We start from the raw sequence: 22316 nt of genomic DNA on the forward strand, positions 1-22316 counted from the left end.
GACAATTCTAGCGCCTCGGTGGCTCAGCGACCGCCCCCCGGAGGGAGGGGGACCGGGCCGCCGTGCGTCGTGTACGTGTCGCCGGCTCCCGCCCGCGCCCCTGCGCGCACGACGGGCCGGCTCCCTGCGGTCGACGCCAGCCGGTCGCCGGTGCGAGGCTAGTGCGCCGGGGGGGCACCGGCGCCGCGCGCACGCCCGGTGCGCCAGACGAGCAGGAGGGGGAGGGCGCTCACGAGGAGGATCCCGTTCAGGAGGTACACCTTGGAGAAGCCGATGACCGACGCCTGCACGCCGATCTGCCGCGAGAGGATGGCAACCGCCTGGGCCTTGGCGTCGAGGGCGCTGGCGCCGTGCGCCATGGCTCCGCGGGTGAGCAGGTCGAGGCGCTGGAGCGTCTCGGGGTCGGTGGCGCCGACGTGCTCGGTGAGGACGGCCCGCTGCGCGGTGGTCCAGCGCCCGAGCAGCGTCGCCATGATCGCGATGCCTAACGACCCGCCGAGCTGGCGCATGAGGTTGAACAGCCCCGTCCCCTGCGCCAGGTCGCGCGGGTGCAGGTCGGCCATCGAGGCGTTGGTGAGCGGGACGAAGATCAGCCCCAGGGCGAGGCCGCGCAGGATGAGCGGCCAGAAGATGTCGCCGGTCCCGCTGTCGAGCGTGAGGCGCGACAGGAGCCACATCGACCAGAGGAAGCCGAGGGCGCCGATGGTGATGGTGTAGCGCGCGTCGACCTTGCCGCGCAAGCGTGACATCGTGGCCATGACGAAGGCCGACGAGAGCGCCCCCGGGAGGAGCAGGAAGCCGGTCTGCGATGCGGTCAGCCCGTGCAGCTGCTGCAGGAAGATCGGGAGGACGAAGATGCCGCCGTACAGCGAGAGCCCCAGCGCCGCGGCAAAGGCGACGCCGGCGGCGAGTTGCCGGCTCTTGAGGACGCGGAAGTTGATCACCGGCTCGTCGATCGTGAGCTCACGCCAGACGAGGAGGACACCAGAGACGAGCGACGTGGCAGCGAGGACGGTGATGAAGCGCGACTCGAACCAATCGTAGCGTTCCCCTCGCTCGAGCATCCACTGCAACGATCCGATGCAGAGCGCGAGCAGGAAGATCCCGGTGCCATCGATCGTGGACGTGCGCTCCTGGTGCTCGGAGTCCTTGACGTACGACGCGACCATGATGGCCGCGAGGATGCCGAGCGGGATGTTGATGTAGAAGATCCAGGGCCAGTTGTAATTGTCGGTGATCCACCCACCTAACGTCGGGCCGATGGTGGGGCCGACCATGACCCCGATGCCGAACATCGCCTGCCCCACGGCGACTTCCTCCGGTGGGAAGGCCTCGAAGAGCGTCGACTGTGCGGTGGAGAGCAGGGCGCCGCCGCCGATCCCCTGGATCACGCGCCAGCCCACGAGCATCCCTAACGAAGTGGAGGCGCCGCAGAAGAACGAGGCAACCACGAAGAGCAGGATGGAGCCGGTCAGGTACTTCGTGCGCCCGAAGAAGCCGGAGAGCCACCCGGACATCGGGATGACGATGACGTTGGCCACGATGTAGCCGACCGAGACCCACGTGATCTCGTCGACCGTGGCCCCCAGGTTCCCCATCATGTGGGGAATGGCCACGTTCACGATCGAGGTGTCGATGAGCTCGAGCACCGCCGCCAGCGTCACGGCGATGGCGATCTTGTACTTGTGTTTGTACTTGTCCACGTCCGCATCCGCCCGTGCGACGGACGGGAGACGGGAGACGGCAGACGGGAGGGCGGCACTGCTCATGTCCGCCTAACGGGTCTTCACGTGGACGGTGACCGACATCCCGGGGCGCAGCGGGCGGTCGGGGCCGCATCCCGTGGTGATGGCGATGCGCACGGGGACGCGCTGGACGACCTTGGTGAAGTTGCCGGTGGCGTTGTCGGGCGGGATGAGGGCGAACCTCGCGCCGGTCGCGGCGCTGAGCGATTCGACGCGCCCGGTCGCCACGCAGCCCTCGTACGCATCCACGTCGAAGTCGGCCGGCTGCCCCACGCGGAGCGACGCCAACTGCGTTTCCTTGAAGTTGGCGGAGACCCAGGTGTCCTGGTCGTCGACCACCGTGAGCACGGGCTGGCCGGCCTGCACGAGCTGTCCGGCCTCGACCTGCTTGCGCGAGACGTAACCGTCGCGCGGGGCGACGATGCGCGTGTACGTCAGCTGCAACGCGGCGTTGTCACGCACCGCCTGCGCCGAGGCAAGGCGTGCGCGCGCCAGCCGCGTGCCGACCTGCGCATTCTCCACGCCGGCACTCGCGCCGGCCGCCTGTCGCTCCGCCGACTCCAGGTTGGCGGTCGAGGCGCGCACCGCGAGCTCGGCGGCATCGAGTTGCTGTCGGGAGACGATCTGCTTCGCGACCAGCTCCTGCATGCGCCCGAGGTCGGCCTGGGCCTTCTGCAGGTTGGCGCGGGCGGCGGCGACCTGCGCCTCGACCGAGGCGCGCTGGCTGGTCGCGGAGCGCACGACCGTCTCGGACTGCCCGGCGATGCCCTTGCTCCCGGCGACGGCGCGCGCGGCCTCGAGGTCGGCGTCGGCCTGGGCGAGGCGCACGCGGAACTCGCTGTCGTCGAGCACGAGGAGCGTGTCGCCGGCCTTCACGCGTTCGTTCTCGCGTACGCGAATGTCGGCCACGAAGCCTCCGACGCGGCTGACCACGGGGATGATGTGCCCATCCACTTGGGCGTTGTCGGTGGAGGCGTGGGTGCGGCCGAAGCTCCACGAACGCACCCCGGCAGCGATGCCGGCGATCGCGGCGACACCGACGATGCCGAGCACGATGCGCTGGCGTGTCGCGCCGCGCGCAGCGGCGGGTGACGTGGGGGCTGACGGGGGGGGCGCTTCGAGGGGGGCAGCAGTGGACATGACCGATGGCAAAGGGCGGTGACGATCGACGGGGGCGGTGCGCTGGCGAGACGGGATCGTCGCGTCAGCGAAGCGAGCGGGCATCTCCCTGGGCGCGGGCGAGCGAGATGCGCGCGACGTGCCAGGCGGTGAGGGCATCGATCACGAGCGTGCGGGCGGCGTTGAGCCCTAACGACGCGGTGACGACATCGGCGTTGCCCGACACCCCAGCCCGGAAGCGCTCGCGGGCCTGGGCGAGCTCCTGGTCGGCGAGGGCGACGCGCTCACGGGCGGCGTCGAGCTGTTCGCGGGTGGCGGCGAGTTCGTCGCGTGCGCCGCGAACGTCGAGCCCGACCTGACGGGCGAGGTCGCGACGGTGCACCTCGAGTTCGTGCCGGGCCGCGGCCTGCTCCTCGAGGCGTCCTTCGTTGCGGAAGCCGGCGAAGATCGGGACGGAGAGCTGCACCCCCCAGGAATAGGTGCGGAGGTACGACGTGCCGTCGCCGGCGATGGGGCCGTGATCTCCAAAGGCCGACAGCGTGGGAAGCTTGTCGCGCCGGATGGCCCGTTCGGCCTGCGTGGCGGTGACGAGTTGCGCGTCGAGCGCGCGAATGTCCGGGCGCTGCGCCACGGCGAGGTCGAGGTCGCGTGGTGCCGTTTCGGGGAGGGCGAGGGCGGCCAGCGAGTCGGCGGCGATGAGTCGTTCGTCCGGGGCGAGGCCGAGGATGCGCGACAACTCGAGCGCGGCGCGATCGCGCTCGAGGCGAGCGGCCACCTGCTGGGCGCGGATCTGCGCGGCCTGCGAACGGGCGCGCGTCACGTCGAGCGCCACTCCCACGCCGGCCGTGAGCTGGTCCTGGGCGATGCCGAGCAGGTCGGCGGCGAGCGTGGAGTCGGCGCGACGGGCGGCGATCTGGGCGTCGGCACGCAGGAGGCGGACGTAGCCCGCGGCGGCCTGCCCGGCCGCTCGCTCCGCGGCCACGTCGGCTTCGGTGCCGGCGGCGGTGGCGGCGGTGCGGGCCACGCGCAGCCGCTCCAGTGCGCCGGCGTCGAACAGGACCTGCGAGACGCGGGCGCGGAGGTCGGTGCTGAGCACCGGCCCCAGGACCTCACCGTCGGGATTGAAGAAGGAGCTGCCGTCGGCGCCCCTGAAGGCGAAGCCCAAGGTGGCCGTGTTGAAGGTGCGTCCGGCCTCGACCGCGGACGCGGAGATGTTCGGCAGGAGGTCGGCGCGGCGCAGGCGGATGCGCGCCGCGGCCTGTGCGGTTCGCGCGTGCGCGACCTCGACGCCGGCGTTCTGCTCGGTGGCGAGTCGGACGACATCACCTAACGACACGCGGCGCGCGGCCGGTGCCTGTGCGGCGAGGGAGGGGACGGCTGCGAGTGGCAGGAGGAGCGTGACGACCAGGCGCGTGGCGTCACGGCCCCTGCGCCGGGCGGCGCGTGGGGAGCGAGAATCAGGCATCGGGGACGGTCGGGGGCGTCGCGGCCCCGTGAGGCGGGACGAGGCTGCGCAGGGCGAACTCGATGACCGAGTCGCGCACGGTATCGGCGCAGTCGCTCATGCTCGAGTCGAACAGGGTCCGTCGTTCGTACCACAGGGCGTGCGTGAGGAGCAGGGAGGTGACGAGTCGCGCGGTGACGAGCGGGTCGGCGGCGACGAAGTCGCCGCGCGCGATGCCGCGGGCGATGAGGCTTGCCGTCAGGCGCAACGACCGTTCGACGACCTCGTTGCCGTAGAAGCGCATGAGGTCGGGAAAGTGATGCAGCTCGGCGTGCACCAGGCGGTACATCGCGAGGTAGGTCGGGGAGCGCAGGTGGTTCCACTGCATCGTCATGTAGCGCCGCAGGTCGTCGACCCCGGGGAGCTCTTCATGGGCGCGACGTTCGGCGTCTTGCTCCGCGGCCTCGATCACGGAGATGACCTTGGCCTCGACGACCGCGCGGAAGAGTTCCTCCTTGCTCGTGAAGTAGAGGTAGATCGTCCCCTTCGAGACGCCGGCGCGGCGGGCGATCTCGTCGAGGCGCGCCCCTTCGAGACCAGTGTCGCTGAAGACCTCGAAGGCGGCCTCGATGAGCTGGCGGGGGCGTTCCTCCGGGAGTCGACGCCAGCGCGGCGCCGGCGATTCGGCGAGGACGGCGACGGAGGCGGGCGCCTCAGGCGGCGCGGCGGCGCGATCGGCGCCGTGCGCCATGTCGGGGGCGATCATGGGAGCAGAGTCCATGTTAGTGACTGGACGGTAAGTTATTAGCGGCGACCACGGCAGCCGCCCCAACGCGAAGATCTCGCTTAGATGGACGCGATCGGGGGTCCGTCTCGCCTCTCCCTCCACAAACCAACTGCATTCGCTCGCTGTCAGAGGGTCGGGCGCCCGCAATCGGACAAGGCGCCGGACTCACGCTTCTGGGGGATCGATGAACGTGCGCATGAAGCTCCCGACGTTCCTGGCGGCCGCCGTTGCCGCGACGCTGTTCGCGAGCGACCTCGCCCTCGCGCAGGGCGGCGAGCGGCGGCTCCTCAAGGGGAGCCGGGTCGCGATCTACAACCTGGTGGGATCGATCCGCCTCGAAGGGGGGAGCGGGAGCGAGGTGGCGGTCACGGTCGACCGACAGGGGAGCGACGGCGCACGCCTCAAGGTCGAAACCGGCGAGATCGGTGGGCGCGAGACGCTGCGCGTCATCTACCCCGACGATCGCATCGTTTTCGAGCGCCGCAGTGGCGAGAAGGGGAACGGGGGGCGCTGGGGGAACTGGGGGCGTACCCAGGTCAACGTCGCGCGCGACGGGACGTTCGGCGACGGACGTGGCGGATGGGGGCGGGGCGATCGCGTCGAGATCGTCTCGTCGGGGCGCGGATTCCGCGGCTATGCCGACGTCCGCGTCGCGGTTCCCACGGGGACGTCGATCGAAGTCCACCTCGCGGCGGGCGAGGCGGTGGTCACCAACGTCGACGGCGATATCACGGTGGATGTCCAGGCGGCCGACGTCACGACGTCGCACACCCGGGGGGCGCTGCTGCTCGACACCGGCTCCGGTGAGGTGAACGTGAGCGACGCCGAAGGGCGCGTGATCCTCGACTCCGGCTCCGGGGGGGCGACAGTGACCGGGATGAAGGGGCGGGAGCTGCGCCTCGACACGGGGTCGGGGTCGTTCAAGGGGAGCGGGATCGACGTCGAGGAGCTGTGGGGGGATACGGGGTCCGGGCGTGTGCGCCTGTCCGACGTGCGTGCCAAGGTCATCTCCCTCGACAGCGGGAGCGGGTCGGTGGAGGTGGGGCTCCTGTCGGACGTCGACCGGCTCACGATCGACGCGGGGTCGGGGGCCGTGACGGTCCAGGTGCCCGAGTCGTTAGGGGCGGCGGTCGACATCGACTCGGGGAGCGGCGGGATCGACGTCGACGTCGCCATGACCGTGACGCGCCGCGACCGCGACGCCCTGTCCGGGACGATCGGCGACGGACGCGGGCGCATCCGGATCGACAGCGGGTCTGGCGGCGTCACGTTGCGCCGTCGCGCGCGATAGGCGCCGCACGTCCGGGCCGCGGCGCCGATCGCGGTCACGTCCTGCAGCTGTCGAGTAAGGCAAGGGCCCGGGTCGCATGAGCGAACCGGGCCCTTCTCTTCGTCCGGCGGTCGCGGCTGCCGGGTCCTAGTGCTCCGCGGCCGCGGGCGCCTTGCCCGGCTCGTGGCCGGCGAACTTGGCGTTCGTCCACTTCACGATGCCGAAGGCGAGGAGGAAGAGCGCGACGGAGGTGACAATGAGGCCGGTGAACGCGGCGCCCTTGTCGCTCGACTGGTGGTGGGACATGTGATGGCTCTCGAGGGGGGCGATTAGTCGACCTTGGCCGAAATCATCTCGTCATTCTGCTTGATGGTCGGCAGGATGTCGAGGCCAGCGGTGACCTTCCCGAAGACGGTGTGCACGCCGTTGAGGTGGCGGCAGTTGTCGGGATTGAGCACGATGAAGAACTGCGAGCCGCCGGTGTCCTTTCCGGCGTGCGCCATGGAGAGCGAGCCCAACTCGTGCTTGTGCGGGTTCCCCGCCGTCTCGCACTTGATCTTCCATCCCGGGCCGCCGGTCCCCACGGGGCCCTTGGCATGCTCTCCACCCTTGGAGTACGGGTCGCCGCCCTGCACGACGAACTCCGGGATGACGCGGTGGAACTTGGACCCGTCGTAGAAGCCGCTGTTGGCGAGCTTCTCGAAGTTGGCGACGGTGATCGGGGCCTCGGCGTCGTACAGCTCGAGCGTGAGGGTCCCCTTCGAGGTGACAATCGTGGCGGACTTCATGAGGAAGACGGGAAGGCGGAAGGGCAGGACGGTGGGAGAACTGCCTGCAAAGTAACGGGCTGGCCCGAAACGCCAACCGGGAGCGGCGGCCTCGCCCCGTGCAGGGCCACCCGGGGGATCGTCTCGGCCGACGGCTATGCGGGGAGCTGGGCGGAGGGGCAGCGCGGGGCGAGGGTGCAGGCGCCACACCGGGGCTTCCGCGCGTCGCAGACGCGGCGCCCGTGCCAGATGAGGAGGTGCGAGAGCATCGTCCACTGCTCCGAGGGGAAGAGCTGCATGAGCGCCGACTCCACCTTGAGCGGGTCGGTCTCGCTCGTTAGGCCGAGCCGGATCGCGAGGCGTCCCACGTGCGTATCGACCACGACGCCGACATTGATGCCGAACGCATTCCCCAGGACCACGTTCGCCGTCTTGCGTCCCACGCCGGGGAGCACGACCAGCGCCTCCATCCGTGGCGGGACCTCGCCGCCGTGGCGGTCGGTGAGGGCGCCGGCCATCCCGATGAGCGACTTGGCCTTCGCACGGAAGAAGCCGGTGCTCTTGACGATCTCCTCCACTTCGCCCTGCGCCGCCGCCGCCAGGGCGGCCGGCGTGGGGAAACGGCGAAAGAGCTCGGGGGTCGTCATGTTCACGCGCTTGTCGGTGCACTGCGCGCTGAGGATCGTCGCGGCGAGGAGCTGATACGGCGAGTGAAAGTCGAGCTCGCAGTGCGCGTCAGGATAGAGCGCGAGGAGTTCGCGGTAGACGATCGCGGCGGCCTCGGGGGTCGCGTTGCGGAGGGCGGTGCGTGGCCGTGGCTGCGTGGCTCCCGTGCTCTTCCCCGCGGTCTTCCCCTTTTTCGCGGCGTTCGCTTTCGCCGTTGCCGTTGCCGTTGCCGCCGCCGCCGCCGCCGCCGCCTTCGCCTTCGCCGTGACGTTGGTCGTTTCCTTCGCAACAGGCCCCTGAAGCCGCTTGGGCATGGGGGTCGCCTGCTTTCCATCGTTGGACGGCTTCAACGCTGTCGGTCGCCCGCTCGGTGCCGGTGTGGCGGCTGACGCGGCGCGGCTCCGCGTGGCTGGTGGGCGACGACTAGCCGGCATGCGTGAACCCGGTGGACGTAGTGGTCGAGCGCGCGGTGGCGCTGGCGCCGTGACGTCGCGCGTTGGCGAAGGCGATCACGTCGTCGGCGTCGCCGGCGTTGAGCACGTCGGCGCGCGACAACCACCCCTTTCGCGCCACGCCGACGCCGAGTGCCACGTGGTCGAGCCCGGCGACGGAATGGGCGTCGGGGCCGATCTCGATGCGCGCGCCGCGCGCGTGCGCCTCGCGCAGGTGGCGCCAATCCAGGTCGAGGCGATGCGGATCGGCGTTCAGCTCGATCGCCACGCCGACGGCCCCCGCCTTTTCCAGGAGCGCCGAGACGTTGATCGCATACGGCTCGCGCGTGAGCAGGAGCCGTCCGGTGGGGTGTCCGACGATCGTGACGTGGGGGTCGTCCATCGCCTTGAGCACGCGGTCGGTCATCTGTCCCTCGTTCATGCCGAAGCGCGAGTGCACCGAGGCGATGACGTAGTCGAAGCGGTCGAGGATCGTCGCGTCGTAGTCGACGCGGCCGCAGGGGAGGATATCGGCTTCGATCCCCTTGAGCACGCGGAAATCGGACATGGTGGCGTTGACGGCGTCGATCTCGTCGTGCTGGCGCAGGATCGCCTCGCGCGAGAGCCCCCCGGCGTAGAACGCCGACTGCGAGTGATCGCTGACGCCGAGGTAGCGCCAGCCGCGCGCGTGCGCCGCCGCGGCGAGCTCGCGGATCGTCCCCGCACCGTCGGAGTAGTGCGAGTGGCAGTGCAGCACACCGCGGATGTCCGACAGCTGCACGAGTTCGGGGAGCCGGGGGGCCTCGTCCACCTCGCCTAACGCTTCGCGCAGCTCCGGGGCGATGAACGGCAATCCGGCCGCGGCGTACAGCGCCGCCTCGTCGGCGATCGGGATCGCGCGTCCGTCGGCGTCGCGGACGGCGTCGCTGCCGATGGTGATCCCGCGCGCGGCGGCGGCACCGGCGACGCGCACGCAGTGCAACGCACACCCGGTGGCCCACCACCAGGCGACGACGAAGCGCTCCTCGCTCACGCAGCGCAGGTCGAGGCGCGTCCCGTCGTCGTAGCGGATGGTGAGCGACGGGGCGCCGCCCCCCAGCACCTCGCGCACGCCACGCCCATGCGCGAAGTCCGCGGCCACGAGCGATGGCGTGCCGCGGACGGCGGCGACGATGTCGATGTCTGCAATCGTCTCGCAGCGGCGCCGGATCGAGCCGGCCACCTCGGCGCGCAACACATCGGGGTGCGCGCGCACCGCGGCCAGCAGTCGCTCGGCGTCGAGTGCCGCGTGTGGATACAGCACGCGCGCCCCGCTCTCCCGCAGGTTCGCGATCCCGCGCAGCACCTTCTCCGCGGTGCGCTGGCCAAAGTGCGGCAGCGACGCGAGCCGTCCGTCGCGCGCCGCCTGTTCGAGCTCGTGCAGCGACTCGATGCCAAGCCCCTCGTGAATGCGGTGGATCCTCGCCGTTCCCAGGCCGGGGACCCGGAGCATCTCGAGGAGGCCCTCGGGGGTGTTCTCTCGCAGCTGCTCCAGGAACTGCGAATCGCCGGTCTCGGCCACGTCGCGCAGGACGTCGAGGGCGTCCGGGCCGACGGGGCCAAGCACGGCGACGTCGCCCGTGCGCAGGAGCGGGGTGAGGTCGTCGACGGCGAGCAGGGAGAGGGCGCGTGAGGCCGTCTCGTAGGCGCCAGACGCGAGACGCGATTCGCCACGCAGTTCGAGCAGCGTGGCGATTTCGGCGAGCACGTGGGCGGCGGCGCGCGGCGACAGCATGCGCCCAATATACGCCCGAGGTCCGCTCCGTTCCCCCTGCGGCGGGGGACGTCGTCAGCTCAGGCGGTCACGCCTGCGTAGTTGCGCAGCTGTCCGACCATGTCGTGGAGCTTCTTCTCGGTCTCGTCGATCTCCGCGGCGGCCTCTTCGACATCGAGCAGTCCGGCGCGCATCGAGGTCGCCACCTTGTTGAGGTAGCGGATGTTGTTCAGGACATCGTCGGTGACGCGACGCAGGCCGTGGAATCGGCGCTTGTCGCTCTGGGCCCGCCGGAAGCGCAGCGTCAACTCGGCCTGGCTCAGCTGCCGTGCGTGGGAGAGCACCTGTTCGGGCGACTGCCCCGGGATCGCGCCGTGGTCGCGAAGACCGTCGTCATCCCACTCCTCGTCCTCGAACCAGAGGTGCCCGACGTGCTCGATCCCGTCGAACTCCACCGAGAGGGAGACATTGAAGCGGCGTTCGTCGATCTCGACGGTGGTGACGTGGATCTGCTCGATCGGTGCGGTCATGGTCAACGCCCCAGGGCGGCGCTCTCGGAAGTGTCCTCCAGGAATTGCTCGATGGCGCCAAAGAGCGCATCAGGCTGCTCGACGTATGGAACGTGGCCGCTTGCCTCTAGGACGACGCACCGGGCGCGTAAGGCACGCGCCGCGGCCAGCGTCGATTCCACGGGAATCGGGTCCGCCCATCCGTGCACGAGAAGTGTCGGCACGTCGATGGCCGACAGCAGGGGAATGAGGTCGAAGTCGCCGAGCGACTCCCAAACTGATTGTTGCACACGTCCGGTGACGCGAAAGGGGGTCAGGTCCCGGGCGCGCTCGGGGTGCGAGAAGTACCCGGCGACGCTCAGCTCGAAGGTGCGCTGGCGATAGGCGGCCGGGTCGGTCTCCTTGAGCCCACTCGCCGCCAGCTCGGCGCGCAGGCGCGCCACCTCAGGCCCCCCCTGTCGTCGCACGAACTCGGCCTCGAACTCGTCGCGCCAGCGTCGGGACAACGGGGCCGGATCGATGAGGACGAGCCGGTGCGGCGGCGTGAGGGTGTGCCGCTTGGCTGCTTCGAGCGTGTAGAGGATCGCCAGCATCGCCCCCCACGAGTAGCCTACGAGGGTCAGCGGGTGGACGCCCAGCTCCTGCACGACCCGTCCGAGATCCTCGACATGTACCTGCCAGGTGATCGGCGTGGGATCGTCGGTGCGCGAGCGCCCGCCCCCGCGCTGGTCGTAGAAGAGCAGTTCGCTCCGGCTGGCGAGCGTGAGCATCTGCGGCAGGAGGTACTCGTGGTGCGCGCCGGGCCCGCCGTGCAGCACGAGCAGTCGCGACGACGACTCGGCGCCGTAGGCGCACCAATAGAGTGGAACGGCGGTGGAGGCGGTGGCGCCGTCGATGCGGGGAGCAGGGATGGGGAGCGGCATGCGGCAAAACTATGGGGCATCGAGCGCGCTCGCCCCTCCCGCGGCGCTGGCCGTCACCCGGGGAGCGCGCTAATCTGCGCCGTGTCGGCATGCACGCGCGACGCGCGGCGGGCCAGGCGACGAATCGACGCGACGGGAGGATCGATGCGGCGAGTGCGACGGCAGGAGGCGCTGACGGTGGCGCGGCATGTGGTGCGACCGACGACGGCGAGGGGAGCGATGACCGCGGTGCGGGCGGTGGTCGTGATGGCCGCCATCGCCGCTGCACCCCAGGCGACGGCCCGGGCACAGGCGCGGCGGCCAGCCGCGGTGTCGTCGACCGCGGCGGCTCCCGTGGCGACGCTCCCCACCGGATGGAAGGCCCGGCTCGATCCGCAGGAGGAGAAGGCCGGGCGCACGCTCGCCGACGTGAAGGTCGAGGGCGACTCCGCAGCGTTGCACGTGACGGGTGGACCCGCGGCCACGCTCTGGAACCCGGCGGATACCGCCTCGGCCGCCTTCACGGTGTGGGGGAGCTTCACGCAGCGGCGCGCGAGCACTCCGCCGGGCTCGTACGGTCCGTTCATCGGCGGGACGTCGCTCGATGGCAAGGAGTACAACTATCTCTACTGTGCCGTTTTCGGGAGTGGCGTCTTCTCCGTGAAGCACCGCTTCGGCGGCGAGCTGCACACGCTCGTCGAGCGCAAGGCGAGCGGGGCGATCCGGCGCGCCGATGCCTCGGGAAAGGCGAGCAACGCCATCTCGTGGTCCGTCGATCAGTCCAACGTCTCCTGCCTGATCAATGGGACCGCAGTGGCCACCTTCCCGCGCGCGCTCGTCATCGGCCCTGGCAAGCTCGAGTCCACCGACGGGATCTTCGGCATCCATGTCGACCGCGATGTCGATGTGCGCATCGCCGAGTTTGGGCGCCGGCGGCGCTAGACGTGCTCGATTCTGTGTGATTCGTCCGCGCCACGCCGCTCGTCAGGCGTGGTGCGTCAGGCGTAGCCGCTGGCCACGCGTACCGTGCGGCAGTGCACCTCCACGGTGTCATCGATGTTGCGCCCGTAGCCGCCGGCGATGGTGATGGCGACCGGAATCCCCACCTCGCGTGCCGCCTGCAGGACCATGGCGTCGCGCCGCGCGAGTCCGTCGAAGGTGAGGGCGAGTCGGCCGAGTCGATCCCCCTCGTGTGGGTCGGCCCCGGCGAGGTAGACCACCAGGTCGGGCGCGGCCCCGGCGAGGACGCGCGGGAGCGCGTCGTGGAGCCGCGCGAGGTACTCGTCGTCGCCGGTGCCGTCGTCGAGCTCGATGTCCAGGTCGCCGTTCACCTTGTGGAACGGGTAGTTCTTCCCGCCGTGCATGCTGAAGGTGAAGACGTGTGGCTCGTCGGCGAAGATCGCGTGCGTTCCGTTGCCCTGGTGCACATCGAGGTCGATGATCGCCGCGCGCGCGATGCGTCCGGCGGCCAACGCCTCTCGAATCGCCACGGCGACGTCGTTGAAGACGCAGAACCCCTCGCCGTGCGTGGCGAAGGCGTGATGCGTCCCCCCCGCGAGGTTTATCGCGACCCCGAGTTCCAGCGCGGTGCGCACCGCCTGGCACGTCCCGCCCACGGCGCGCAACGAACGCTCCACGAGGTCGGGCGACCATGGGAAGCCGAGCCGCCGCACCTCGGCCGCGGTCATCGTCCCACTCGTCAGGCGGTCGACGTACTCGGGGGTGTGAACGCGGAGCAGCTGCGCACGCGTGACGCGCGGCGGCTCGTGCAAGCACTCCGACGCAACGAGCCCCTCGGCCAGCACACGCTGGCGGAGGCGCTCGTACTTCTCGATCGGAAAGCGGTGCCCGGGCGGGAGGGGGACGACGTAGCGAGCCGACGTCCAGGCGTGCAGCGACATCCGTCCGTTAGCCGGGTCGTCGGCCGAGCGTTACCCGGACCGTGACACGGGCGCCGGCACGCAGCACGACGATCTCCACCTGATCGCCGGGGGCATACGCGAAGAGCGCGTCGGTATACGTATACAGGTCGGTGACGGCCTTCCCCCCCAACTCGACGATCACGTCGCCTTCCTTGAGCCCTCCCGCCTCGGCTGGCGACCCGGGGCGGATCGCCGACAGCCGCAATCCCTTCGTCTCCACGGCCCCCATGTCGGGGACGGAGCCGAGGTACGGTTGCGGACCGCGGCGCGTGGTGGCCCCCATGCGCGACGCGGTCACGGGTCCACGAACGAAGGTCAGGCGCGACGGGCGGTCGGCCAGCGTGCGCGTGATGCGCTCGGCCAGGCCGACGACGCGTGCCATGCCGGCAGCGTTGATCCGTTCCGCGTCGTCGGTGGCGCGATGGTAGTCGTCGTGCAGGTCGGTGAAGAAGTGCAGGACCGGGAGGTTCTTGAGGTAGAACGACGCGTGGTCGGAAGGCCCGGTCCCATCGCCGATGGCGACGATCCTGAACGCCGGCGCGATGTTGGCAGAGTCCACGATGGCGGCGAGTTCGGTCGCCGTGGCGGTGCCGTACACCATCAGCCGGTCGTCGCGCAGACGTCCCACCATGTCGAAGTTGAGCATCGCCTGGACCGAGTCGAGTGCGAACGGCGCATGGTCGACAAACCAGGCGGAGCCGAGCAGCCCGAGTTCCTCGCCGGTAAAGGCGACGATCGCCACCGAACGGGCCGGCGGGCGTGCCTTGAGCAGTCGCGCGAGTTCGAGAATCGTCGCGACGCCGGAGGCATTGTCGTCGGCGCCGTTGCGAATCGCGTCGCGGGCCTCGGGGTCGAGTGCGTTGACGCCGGCTCGCCCGAGATGATCGAAGTGTGCCCCGAGCACGACGACCTGCCCGCGCCGAGCGGGGTCACGACCGGGGATCATGGCGACCACATTGCCGGTGGGCATCTCGCTCGGCAGCCCGGCGCGTCGGGCGACGGCTGACGTCGCGACGAAGCGCTGTTCATAGCCCGGCGCGCAGTCGGCAGGACAGGGCTGCGGACGGATGAGCGGCACGAGGGCGAGCGCGCGGAAGCGGTCTGCGATCCAGGCGCGCGCCGAGTCGTTGCCCGGCGTTCCGGTCAGGCGACCGGCGAAGGCATCGCCGGCCAAGGTGCGCACATCGGCGGCCAGGCGCGCCGAATCGGGGGCCGTCCGGGCCGGAGCCGGGACGCCGGCGCCGTGGCACGCGAGCGCGAGCGGGGTGGCCGCCATCAGGGCGGCAAGAGCGGCGGGGCGGAGCGAGCGGCGAGTCATGGGCACCCGAAGGGTGGCGACAATCGCAAGGATATCGGTGGTGACAGGGGGCGAACAGCGGGAGAGGGGCTGATGCTGCGTGGGGCAAGCACCGGGGGTCGGCCGCGGAAGGAGGTAGGGCACCAAGGTGGGCGAAGTCGTTTCGCCAAGAGGTATTAGCGCGTCCTAGTCTCTACAGGGACTCCGCCTGCCCTTCGCCCCATTCCATGTCGTCGATCCTCGATTCCACCCGGGCCTTCGCCCAGCTGGTTTGGCTCCTGGTCAACCGGGCCTCCTCAACCGATGAGCAGAAGCAGGCGCTGCGCGCGGCCCTTGGCGCGTTGCGCGAGGACGGGAGCGTCCTGTCGTTGGCGGAGCTGCATCGCGCGATCGCCGCGGCCTCACAGCTCGTTCCAGTGCCGGCTGAGGTTCCGTGGCTGAGCGAACTGGCGAAGCGGATGGCGGGGCACTCGGTGGCGTTGTTCGACTTTGCCCCGCAGACGCGGGCAGCCGACGTCCTGGGGGTGGCACGGATCCTCGCGAGCCGTCCCGTGCACGGTGACGAGGGGGCCAACTTCGATGCCCGGGCGAAGGAGCTTCGCCTGACGAGCATCGAGCTCCGTCTCGGGCGCATGGGGTTCGTGCGTCGCGCGACGCCAATCGCGACCTCGCGAATCCCGGCGGCTCCCCCGGCACGTACCCCCGCGATCGGCATGCTGGCGATCGACGGACCGGTGTCGCCGGCGGCGGCACAGGTCCGCGAGCTCGGCATCGGGTCGCCGACGCCGGCCGCGGGGATGGAGCGGATCCCCACGCCGGGGGGGGAGCGCGATGGAGACGAGGATCGGATGGTGGAGGCGGCGTTCTCTCGCAACGGGATGGGGCGGGGGATCGACGACGTCGTGCAGCGCTTGGCCGGTGACCTCACGAAAGAGACGGCGCCACAGCTGCTCGACGATCTCTCGCGGCTGGTGGAGGACTTCGCCCGCGACGGGCATTGGGTCGAGGCGGGGGCGTTGCTGCAACGCGTCGTTGCTCGCGAACCGGAGGTCAGCGACGCCGACGCGAAGCGCGCCTTCCTGATCCACATCCGGCGGCTGTGCAAGCCGGGGATCCTGCGCGGGCTGGCGCAACTCGCGGCCCGGCGTCGCGACCTGCGCGAGGGACTGGTCCCGTTGTTCGTGCGCGCCGGCGATGTCGGGGCCGAGGTGTTGCTCGAGCTGATGGTGTCCGCGACCCTGGCGTCGGAACGCCGCGCGTATCGTTCGATGATCCCTCGCTGCCAGGCCGCGGGTGATCCGCTGGTGCACCTGCTGCAGGACCAGCGGTGGTACGTGGTCCGCAACGCCGCCGAGTTGCTGGGCGAGATGGGGGTACAGTCGAGCGACGCACAGCTCATCACGACGCTCAAGCACTCCGATTCCCGCGTGCGCCGCGCCGCGGTCGGGGCGCTGTCGCGCCTGGGGACGGCGCGAGGGCTGCATGCGGTGCAGCACCTGCTCACCGATGCCAATGCCGGCGTGCGGTTGCAGGCGGTGCATGGCTTGGCGTCCGCGCGCCTGGCCCGCGCGGTCCCGGCGCTGCTGCAGGCGCTCGACAAGGAGGACGATCCCGAGCTGCAGCATGCCCTGCTGCATGCGTTAGGCGCGCACCCGACCGACGCGTCGGTGGAGGCGCTGACGCAGGCGGCGCAGCCGGGGACGCTGCTCAATCGCAAGACCTCGGCCTACCGCCAGGCGGCGGTCCATGCGCTGGGTGATGCCGGGACACCGGCTGCCCTGTCGGTCCTCCGTCGGCTGCAAACCGACAAGGACCGCGAGGTGCGCAGCAGCGTCGAGCGCGCCCTCGTGGCGCACGCACAGGGGACGACGCTCACCGGACGCTAGGGCTCCATGGCACGAGAGGTCGCCGGCGCGCCGGCGACCTCTCGTGCCATCTCCTGCAACTGCGTGTCGCCAGTGGCCGGCCGGCGGTGTCAGGGCTGCCGATCGAGCTGCGAGTAACCGTAGACCATGTCGACCTTGAGCCGGGTGACCTTCCCCCCGTCGCGCACGAAGGTCAACCGCTGCCCGTCGAGGTCCCACGTATCGTTGCCGACATAACGCAACGGGGCCGGCTTGGCGTCGGGACCCATGAGAACCGTGGCGAGCAGCTTCTGCCCCTCGGCGGTGATCTTCACCGTGAGCTGCATTCCGCGCCCGACCCCCGCGTAGGTGCCGGTGAGGTCGCTGAGCGCGGCGGTGTACGGCTGCGACGAGAGCGACTTCTTGCCGAACACCCGGTCGGCAATCGCGGCGACAACCGGGTCGGCGGGGATGCCCGTCGAGTTGGAGAGGACGACGATGACCGCATCCTCGTCGGGGAAGTAGTTCGAGGCGGAGAGGAAGCCGTTGATGCCGCCGCCGTGCTCGATGACGCGATGACCGCGCACCTCGTGGAGCGCGATGCCGAGCGCGTAGCGCAGCTTCGTGCCGTCGTTGAGCGACGAGGGGGTGATCAGCTCCTGGTACGACGAGGGAGGAAGCACCTTGCCCCCGTGCAGCGCGCGGTTCCAGGCGAGCAGGTCACCGGCCGTCGCGCATAACGAGCCCGCGGCGTACGGGTAGGTGTGGCGAATGAAGCCCTTGTTCACGAGCCCCTTCGGGCTCATGTCGTAGCCCTTCACCTTGCCCTTGATGATCGTCGACTCGGAGCAGTAGTAGGAGTCCTTCATCCCGACCTTGTCGAAGATGCGCTCCTTGACGAAGTCCGCGTACGACTTCCCCGAGACCTTCTCGATGATGAGCCCCGCGAGGAAATAGGCAGAGTTGTTGTAGATCTCGCGTTCGCCGGGCTCGAAGTTGAACGGCTCCTTGGCGAAGAGCGCGACGAGCGAGTCCTTGGGGAGGTCGCGCACCATCATCGGCCCGAACTCCGGCATCTCGGTGTACCCCTTGATCCCCGAGGTGTGATCGAGGAGACGCCGGACGCTGATGCGGCGCCCATTGGTGGGGTAGTCGGGGAGGTACTTGGTGAAGTCGTCGTCCAGCGAGAGCTTCCCCTCGTCGCGCAGCATCAGGAGGGCGACGGAGGTGAACTGCTTGGTGACCGAGCCGATTTCGTAGACGGCGCGCCGCGGGGTGGGGACGTCGAGCTCGAGGTCGGCCTTGCCGTATCCCTTGAGGGCGAGCGTGTCCTTGCCCCGCACCACCGCGACCGACAGGCCGGCGGCCTGCCCTTCCTTGAGGAAGGACGTCACGACCGAGTCGATCGCCTTCCCGACTCCGGCGCCGTTGCCCCGCTGGGCGTGGGCGGTAGCGGTGGGGGTGAATGTGGCGGCTACGCAGAGCCCGGCGAACAGGAAGCCGGTTCGGCAGGCGCCGGCGAACGGGAGGCGCGAGGTAAGCATGGTGGCGGGGCGGGAGGGATGGCGGGCGGAATTGTATACAAAATGCTCCGTCCCCTACGCGGGCGCCACTGCCGAGGTTTCGCCGGCGACCGCCGCTACCGGGCGGTGAAGTCCGTCGCCCCCGACACGCTGCGGCACGCCTCCGCGATCAGTTCGGCCGCGCGATCCAGGTCTTCCAGCGAGACCATCTCGTTGGGGGAATGCATGTAGCGGTTGGGGACGGAGACGAGCGCGGTTGCCACCCCTTCGCGCGCCAGGTGGATGAAGTCGGCGTCGGTGCTGGTGTCGCGACCCGCCGCATGCACCGAGAACGGAATGGCCAGCCGGTTGGCGGTGTCGCGCAGGAGCGCGTAGACCACCGGGGAATTGACCGAGCCGCGTGTGAGCACCGGCCCCCCACCCAGCTTGTGTTCCCCGACCTCCTTCTTTTCCGGCCCCGGGTGGTCGGTGGCGAAGGTGACGTCGACCGCGATCGCCATCTTCGGGTTGATGCGCGAAGCCGCGACGAGCGCGCCGCCCCCGTGCAGCCCGATCTCCTCCTGCGCCGTGGCCACGGCGACGACGCGTGCGGCGCCAGGCCGGGCCGCATAACGACGCAGCGCCTCGAAGACGACGAACGCGCCGATGCGATTGTCGATGGACCGAGACGCAATCCGCTGGTTGGGGAGGTCGATGGTCCTGGAGTCGATCACCCCGGCATCGCCGACGCTCAGCACGGCCAGCGCCTCGTCGCGGGAAGCGGCGCCGATGTCGACCCAGAGGTCGGTGATCTTCGAGGCCTTCTCGCGCTCATCGGGCTTCATCAGGTGAATCGGCTTCTTGCCCACGACGCCGACTACGTCGCCGTTGCGCCCGGCGAAGCGGATACGCTGCCCCACGAGGACCTGCGTGTCCCAGCCGCCGATAGGGGCGATGTAGACGAGCCCTCCGTCATCGACCCAGGTGGCGATGACCCCGATCTCGTCGATGTGGCCGGCGAGCATGATCGTCACCTCGTTGCCCCCCTTCACCTCGGCCATGCTGTTGCCGATCACGTCGGCCGAGACCTCGGCGAAGGCAGAGGCGGTTTCGCGCCACAGGCGCGCGGGGGCCGACTCGAAGCCGGAGGGGCCTGGGGTATCGAGCAGCCGCTTGAGGAATGCGACGGATTCGGCAGAAAGCATGAGTCGAAGGCTGGAGAAGCGACAAAGCTACGAGCAGGGGCAAGAGCCACGCCCGCGTTACCCGGGCGAAATTGCCGCCCCGCGATCGGGGAGGAGCGGCGAGAACAGTTTGGGATTGAAGAGCCGAGCCATGATCTCGATTCCGTCGATGAGGCGAGGTCCGGGGCGCGACGTGAAGGCGTTGCCGTCCATGACGACGACGCGGCGATCGCGTGCCCAACGCCACTCGTCGCGTGCGAGCGTGAGCCGCGCCTCGTCACACGCTCGGGCGAGCCCATACCCGCACGGGGCAAAGACGAGTACCTCCGGGTCGGCGTCGCGAAGTTGCGCCACCGGTCGTGGGTACGAGTGTTCGCCCGCGGTTGCCGCGACGTCGATGCCACCGGCTCGGCGCACCATGTCGGGGACCCAGTGTCCCGCCACGTAGAGGGGGTCGGTCCACTCGATCACCGCGACCCGCGGGCGCGGGGCGCGCGCGGCCTTGAGCGTCTCGTGCACGCGGCGCATGCGGGCGCGCAGGCCGGCCACCAGCTCGGCCCCTTCGTCGTCGGCGTCCAGCGCGTGGGCGAGGGTGAGCAGGGAGTCGAGCACCTCGTCCAGGGTCCGCGCGCCTAACGAAACGACGGTCGCCGGGACCGGGAGCGACGCCGCCAGCCGGAACACGTCTCCCTCGGCGACCGCGCAGACGTCGCAGAGTCCCTGGGTGACGAGGATCGAGGGCTGCAGCGCCCGCAGGCGTGCCTCGTCGAGAGTGAAGAGGGCGGCGCCGCTGGCGACGGCGTCGCGCACCGCAAGGTCGACCGCGGCGGCGCTGGCTCCGGGATCGACGATGCTGCTGGTGACCTTCGGCAGGTGCAAGGCCGCTGCCGGATGGTCGCACTCGTGCGTGACGCCCACCAGTCGGTCCCACGCCCCCAGCGCCGCGATCATCTCCGTGGCCGCGGGAAGGAGCGAGACGACGCGCGCCTCACTCACGCGGGGCAGGGAAGGCGAGGAAAGTGAGCACGAGGTAGACGAGGCCGAACGAGTACCACTGGGTGTTGCCGGTGAGGAACCAGACCACCCCGCCCATCAGCGCCACCGCCTCGCCGGCCGCCCAGCCCACGAGGGAGAGCGTCTTCACCTGGGCGGGACGGCGCGCGTTGCGCAGGGCGAAGAAGAGGATCATGCAGGCCGCCATCGAGGCGCCCCAGACGGCGCGTGCCGCCCAGAGCAGCGTGTTGGCGTTGGCCGGATCGAAGGTCGGGGCGTCGCCGCCGCGGCGGATGAACCAGGTGATCCCGCCGAACATCAGGACGCCCGTCGTCATCGCCAGGCGAATCAGCATCATCGGGTTCATGGCGCGTGATAGTGGGAGGAGTGCAGCTGACGGACTGCCTTCATGCTCAATTGGGGACGTGCGTGCGCGCTTCGCGGCGGTACACCGGCTTGCCGGCCACCCAGGTCGAGAGCACGTTGGTCTGGAGGACGAGTTCCGGGGCGATGCGCATGATGTCCTGGTCGAGCACGACGAAGTCGGCATACTTGCCGGCCTCGAGCGACCCGACCTCCTTCTCCATGAACGCCGACCAGGCGGCCCAGATCGTCATCGACTTGAGCGCCTCGTCGCGCGTCATGCGCTGCTCGGGGAACCAGCCGCCCACCGGCCAGTTGTTGTCGTCCTGCCGCGCGATCGACGCATGGAAGGAGATGAGCGGGTTGGACTTCTCCACCGGGAGGTCGCTCCCGTTGGGGATGATGACGCCGCTGTTGAGGAGCGAGCGCCAGGCGTACGCCCCGAGCAGGCGCTGCTGCCCCAGGCGATTGCCGGCCCAGTACATGTCGCTCGTCTGGTGCGAGGCCTGCATCGACGGGATCACCCCCAACTGCGCAAAGCGCGGAATGTCATCGGGGTGGATGATCTGCGCGTGCTCGATACGGAAGCGATGGTCTGCCGAGGGGACGGCGGAGAGGGCCGCCTCGAACTCGTTGAGCACGGTGCGGTTGGCACGGTCGCCGATGGCGTGCACGTTGAGCTGGAAGCCGCGACGGAGCGCCTCGGCGCCCACGCGGCGCACCGCGCCGGCCGGGGTGAGCGTCAAGCCGGTCGTCTTGGCGTCGTCGCTGTACGGTTCCAGGAGCGAGGCGCCGCGCGAGCCTAACGCGCCGTCGGCGACCATCTTGATCGCCTTGATCCAGAGATGCCCGTCGTAGAGCCCGGACTGCGGCCCGCGCCCGAAGTAGTAGGCCAGGTTGGCGCTGTCGCCGGCGATCATGACGTAGTTGCGCAGCGGGAACTTCCCTTCCTTCGCCAACGCCTCGAAGACGTCGATCGACTCCTTCCCCACGCCGGCGTCGTGCACGCTGGTGAGCCCCCAGCGGTTCAGCTCCTGCGTGGCGGCCGTCGCGGCGGCGCGCAGCTCGTCCGTCGAGGGCGGTGGGATGACCTTCTCCACGAGCGACATCGCCGCGTCGACCAGCACGCCGGTGGGGGCGCCGTTGGCGGCGCGCTCGATGCGGCCGCCGAACGGGTCCTTGCTGCTGGCGGTGATCGACGCGGCCTTCATCGCCGCGGCGTTGAGCAGGGCGGCGTGCCCGTCCACACGGAAGAGGAAGACCGGGTGCCCCGGAACGGCGGCACTCAACTTGTCGTGCGTGGGTAAGCGAGTGTCGGCCCAATCGTTCTGGTCCCACGCGACGCCCATGATCCACCGCCCCGCGGGCGTCCCCTTCGCTCGCTCGGCCACCCGGGCGATGATCTCGTCGTACGAAGTGGTGCCGCGCAGGTCGACCGTCTGCAATGCCTGCCCGAGTCCCATCAGGTGCACGTGCGCGTCGATCATCCCCGGGATGACCGTCTTGCCGTCCAGGTCGACGACCTGCGTGCTGCTCCCCTTCATCGCGGTGATGAGGCGCGCCGGCCCGGTGGCGACGATGCGCCCGCCGCGAATCGCCATGGCATCGACGACCGGGCGGTTCTGGTCGACCGTGTAGATGCGGGCGTTGGTGACGATGAGGTCGGGCGCCTGGGCGCGGACCGTGGGTGCAGCGACGCAGAGGGCGGCGGCGATCAGGTGCGAGCGCGTCATCGGATGACCATGGAATAGGCAAACGGGGGACGCGGGAATGCCGCGCCCTCGGGTGCAGGGAATGTGCGTGGTCCGGAGGGGAGGC

20 protein-coding genes are annotated in these 22316 nt (G+C 70.2%); 3 read left to right on the top strand and 17 right to left on the bottom strand.

Going from position 1 to position 22316, the window contains the following annotated elements; genetic code table 11:
- Positions 1 to 158: 158 nt before the first annotated feature.
- The 4 genes from IPN47_03930 to IPN47_03945 form a co-directional block, all read right to left on the bottom strand.
- Positions 159 to 1703 carry a DHA2 family efflux MFS transporter permease subunit gene (locus IPN47_03930; GenBank protein MBK9407195.1) on the bottom strand — a complete coding sequence of 515 codons (1545 nt, stop codon included), beginning with the start codon at positions 1701 to 1703 and terminating at the stop codon, positions 159 to 161.
- Between the two features lie 72 nt (positions 1704 to 1775).
- The gene (locus tag IPN47_03935) at positions 1776 to 2885 is read right to left on the bottom strand and encodes an HlyD family secretion protein (GenBank protein ID MBK9407196.1); all 1110 of its coding nucleotides are present in this window, start codon (positions 2883 to 2885) and stop codon (positions 1776 to 1778) included.
- Positions 2886 to 2949: 64 nt separating this feature from the next.
- Entirely contained in the window at positions 2950 to 4329 is a 1380-nt protein-coding gene (locus IPN47_03940; GenBank protein ID MBK9407197.1) for a TolC family protein, read from the bottom strand.
- The gene (locus tag IPN47_03945) at positions 4322 to 5089 is read right to left on the bottom strand and encodes a TetR/AcrR family transcriptional regulator (GenBank protein ID MBK9407198.1); all 768 of its coding nucleotides are present in this window, start codon (positions 5087 to 5089) and stop codon (positions 4322 to 4324) included. The genes IPN47_03940 and IPN47_03945 overlap by 8 nt, the downstream gene beginning before the upstream one ends.
- 202 nt (positions 5090 to 5291) lie before the next feature.
- On the opposite strand from IPN47_03945, the gene IPN47_03950 reads away from it, so the two are divergent.
- Positions 5292 to 6386 carry a DUF4097 family beta strand repeat protein gene (locus IPN47_03950; protein MBK9407199.1) on the top strand — a complete coding sequence of 365 codons (1095 nt, stop codon included), beginning with the start codon at positions 5292 to 5294 and terminating at the stop codon, positions 6384 to 6386.
- Positions 6387 to 6512: 126 nt separating this feature from the next.
- Here the strand turns inward: IPN47_03950 and IPN47_03955 are convergent, their stop codons facing one another.
- The 6 genes from IPN47_03955 to IPN47_03980 all read right to left on the bottom strand — a co-directional run bounded on the left by IPN47_03955 (position 6513) and on the right by IPN47_03980 (position 11414).
- Complete coding sequence (locus IPN47_03955; GenBank protein MBK9407200.1) at positions 6513 to 6671, bottom strand: hypothetical protein; 159 nt, start codon at positions 6669 to 6671, stop codon at positions 6513 to 6515.
- Between the two features lie 23 nt (positions 6672 to 6694).
- Positions 6695 to 7153, bottom strand: a complete 459-nt coding sequence (locus tag IPN47_03960; protein ID MBK9407201.1) for a peptidylprolyl isomerase — start codon at positions 7151 to 7153, stop codon at positions 6695 to 6697.
- 134 nt (positions 7154 to 7287) lie between these two features.
- Complete coding sequence (gene nth, locus IPN47_03965) at positions 7288 to 8112, bottom strand: endonuclease III (GenBank protein ID MBK9407202.1); 825 nt, start codon at positions 8110 to 8112, stop codon at positions 7288 to 7290.
- A gap of 109 nt (positions 8113 to 8221) precedes the next feature.
- Positions 8222 to 10003, bottom strand: coding sequence for a DNA polymerase/3'-5' exonuclease PolX (polX, locus tag IPN47_03970; protein MBK9407203.1), 1782 nt, complete (start codon positions 10001 to 10003; stop codon positions 8222 to 8224).
- 59 nt (positions 10004 to 10062) lie between these two features.
- Entirely contained in the window at positions 10063 to 10512 is a 450-nt protein-coding gene (locus IPN47_03975; GenBank protein MBK9407204.1) for a hypothetical protein, read from the bottom strand.
- A gap of 2 nt (positions 10513 to 10514) precedes the next feature.
- Entirely contained in the window at positions 10515 to 11414 is a 900-nt protein-coding gene (locus IPN47_03980) for an alpha/beta hydrolase (protein MBK9407205.1), read from the bottom strand.
- A gap of 144 nt (positions 11415 to 11558) precedes the next feature.
- Between IPN47_03980 and IPN47_03985 the strand changes: the two genes are divergently transcribed.
- Complete coding sequence (locus tag IPN47_03985) at positions 11559 to 12335, top strand: hypothetical protein (protein ID MBK9407206.1); 777 nt, start codon at positions 11559 to 11561, stop codon at positions 12333 to 12335.
- Between the two features lie 56 nt (positions 12336 to 12391).
- Here IPN47_03985 and IPN47_03990 read toward each other — a convergent pair whose 3' ends face one another.
- Both IPN47_03990 and IPN47_03995 read right to left on the bottom strand, forming a co-directional pair.
- Positions 12392 to 13294, bottom strand: coding sequence for a histone deacetylase (locus IPN47_03990; GenBank protein MBK9407207.1), 903 nt, complete (start codon positions 13292 to 13294; stop codon positions 12392 to 12394).
- 7 nt (positions 13295 to 13301) lie between these two features.
- Entirely contained in the window at positions 13302 to 14633 is a 1332-nt protein-coding gene (locus IPN47_03995) for a M28 family peptidase (protein MBK9407208.1), read from the bottom strand.
- A 206-nt stretch (positions 14634 to 14839) separates the two neighbouring features.
- On the opposite strand from IPN47_03995, the gene IPN47_04000 reads away from it, so the two are divergent.
- On the top strand, positions 14840 to 16498 hold the full coding sequence (locus IPN47_04000) for a HEAT repeat domain-containing protein (protein MBK9407209.1): 1659 nt from the start codon (positions 14840 to 14842) through the stop codon (positions 16496 to 16498).
- Between the two features lie 89 nt (positions 16499 to 16587).
- On the opposite strand, the gene IPN47_04005 is transcribed toward IPN47_04000, so the two are convergent.
- The 5 genes from IPN47_04005 to IPN47_04025 all read right to left on the bottom strand — a co-directional run bounded on the left by IPN47_04005 (position 16588) and on the right by IPN47_04025 (position 22231).
- Positions 16588 to 18000: a beta-lactamase family protein gene (locus tag IPN47_04005; GenBank protein MBK9407210.1), complete on the bottom strand. Its 1413-nt coding sequence runs from the start codon at positions 17998 to 18000 to the stop codon at positions 16588 to 16590.
- Between the two features lie 95 nt (positions 18001 to 18095).
- A complete protein-coding gene (locus IPN47_04010; GenBank protein ID MBK9407211.1) occupies positions 18096 to 19163 on the bottom strand; it encodes a M20/M25/M40 family metallo-hydrolase in 1068 nt (355 codons plus the stop codon).
- Between the two features lie 57 nt (positions 19164 to 19220).
- Positions 19221 to 20138: an ABC transporter substrate-binding protein gene (locus tag IPN47_04015; GenBank protein MBK9407212.1), complete on the bottom strand. Its 918-nt coding sequence runs from the start codon at positions 20136 to 20138 to the stop codon at positions 19221 to 19223.
- Positions 20131 to 20493: a hypothetical protein gene (locus IPN47_04020; GenBank protein ID MBK9407213.1), complete on the bottom strand. Its 363-nt coding sequence runs from the start codon at positions 20491 to 20493 to the stop codon at positions 20131 to 20133. Before IPN47_04020 ends, IPN47_04015 begins: the two co-directional genes overlap by 8 nt.
- A gap of 55 nt (positions 20494 to 20548) precedes the next feature.
- On the bottom strand, positions 20549 to 22231 hold the full coding sequence (locus tag IPN47_04025) for an amidohydrolase (GenBank protein MBK9407214.1): 1683 nt from the start codon (positions 22229 to 22231) through the stop codon (positions 20549 to 20551).
- Positions 22232 to 22316 lie beyond the last annotated feature (85 nt).

The sequence above is a fragment of the Gemmatimonadota bacterium genome (genome assembly GCA_016719105.1).
Lineage (GTDB): Bacteria > Gemmatimonadota > Gemmatimonadetes > Gemmatimonadales > Gemmatimonadaceae > SCN-70-22.

What these genes read in the sequence shown, in the direction of transcription:
- IPN47_03980 (MBK9407205.1), bottom strand. Translation starts at nt 11,414, where the DNA reads ATGCCGCTCCCCATCCCTGCTCCCCGCATCGACGGCGCCACCGCCTCC.
- IPN47_03935 (MBK9407196.1), bottom strand. Translation starts at nt 2,885, where the DNA reads ATGTCCACTGCTGCCCCCCTCGAAGCGCCCCCCCCGTCAGCCCCCACG.
- IPN47_04020 (MBK9407213.1), bottom strand. Translation starts at nt 20,493, where the DNA reads ATGATGCTGATTCGCCTGGCGATGACGACGGGCGTCCTGATGTTCGGC.
- IPN47_03960 (MBK9407201.1), bottom strand. Translation starts at nt 7,153, where the DNA reads ATGAAGTCCGCCACGATTGTCACCTCGAAGGGGACCCTCACGCTCGAG.
- IPN47_03975 (MBK9407204.1), bottom strand. Translation starts at nt 10,512, where the DNA reads ATGACCGCACCGATCGAGCAGATCCACGTCACCACCGTCGAGATCGAC.
- IPN47_04010 (MBK9407211.1), bottom strand. Translation starts at nt 19,163, where the DNA reads ATGCTTTCTGCCGAATCCGTCGCATTCCTCAAGCGGCTGCTCGATACC.
- polX (MBK9407203.1), bottom strand. Translation starts at nt 10,003, where the DNA reads ATGCTGTCGCCGCGCGCCGCCGCCCACGTGCTCGCCGAAATCGCCACG.
- IPN47_03945 (MBK9407198.1), bottom strand. Translation starts at nt 5,089, where the DNA reads ATGGACTCTGCTCCCATGATCGCCCCCGACATGGCGCACGGCGCCGAT.
- nth (MBK9407202.1), bottom strand. Translation starts at nt 8,112, where the DNA reads ATGCCCAAGCGGCTTCAGGGGCCTGTTGCGAAGGAAACGACCAACGTC.
- IPN47_03985 (MBK9407206.1), top strand. Translation starts at nt 11,559, where the DNA reads ATGCGGCGAGTGCGACGGCAGGAGGCGCTGACGGTGGCGCGGCATGTG.
- IPN47_03995 (MBK9407208.1), bottom strand. Translation starts at nt 14,633, where the DNA reads ATGACTCGCCGCTCGCTCCGCCCCGCCGCTCTTGCCGCCCTGATGGCG.
- IPN47_04005 (MBK9407210.1), bottom strand. Translation starts at nt 18,000, where the DNA reads ATGCTTACCTCGCGCCTCCCGTTCGCCGGCGCCTGCCGAACCGGCTTC.
- IPN47_03940 (MBK9407197.1), bottom strand. Translation starts at nt 4,329, where the DNA reads ATGCCTGATTCTCGCTCCCCACGCGCCGCCCGGCGCAGGGGCCGTGAC.
- IPN47_03990 (MBK9407207.1), bottom strand. Translation starts at nt 13,294, where the DNA reads ATGTCGCTGCACGCCTGGACGTCGGCTCGCTACGTCGTCCCCCTCCCG.
- IPN47_04000 (MBK9407209.1), top strand. Translation starts at nt 14,840, where the DNA reads ATGTCGTCGATCCTCGATTCCACCCGGGCCTTCGCCCAGCTGGTTTGG.
- IPN47_04025 (MBK9407214.1), bottom strand. Translation starts at nt 22,231, where the DNA reads ATGACGCGCTCGCACCTGATCGCCGCCGCCCTCTGCGTCGCTGCACCC.
- IPN47_03955 (MBK9407200.1), bottom strand. Translation starts at nt 6,671, where the DNA reads ATGTCCCACCACCAGTCGAGCGACAAGGGCGCCGCGTTCACCGGCCTC.
- IPN47_03950 (MBK9407199.1), top strand. Translation starts at nt 5,292, where the DNA reads ATGAAGCTCCCGACGTTCCTGGCGGCCGCCGTTGCCGCGACGCTGTTC.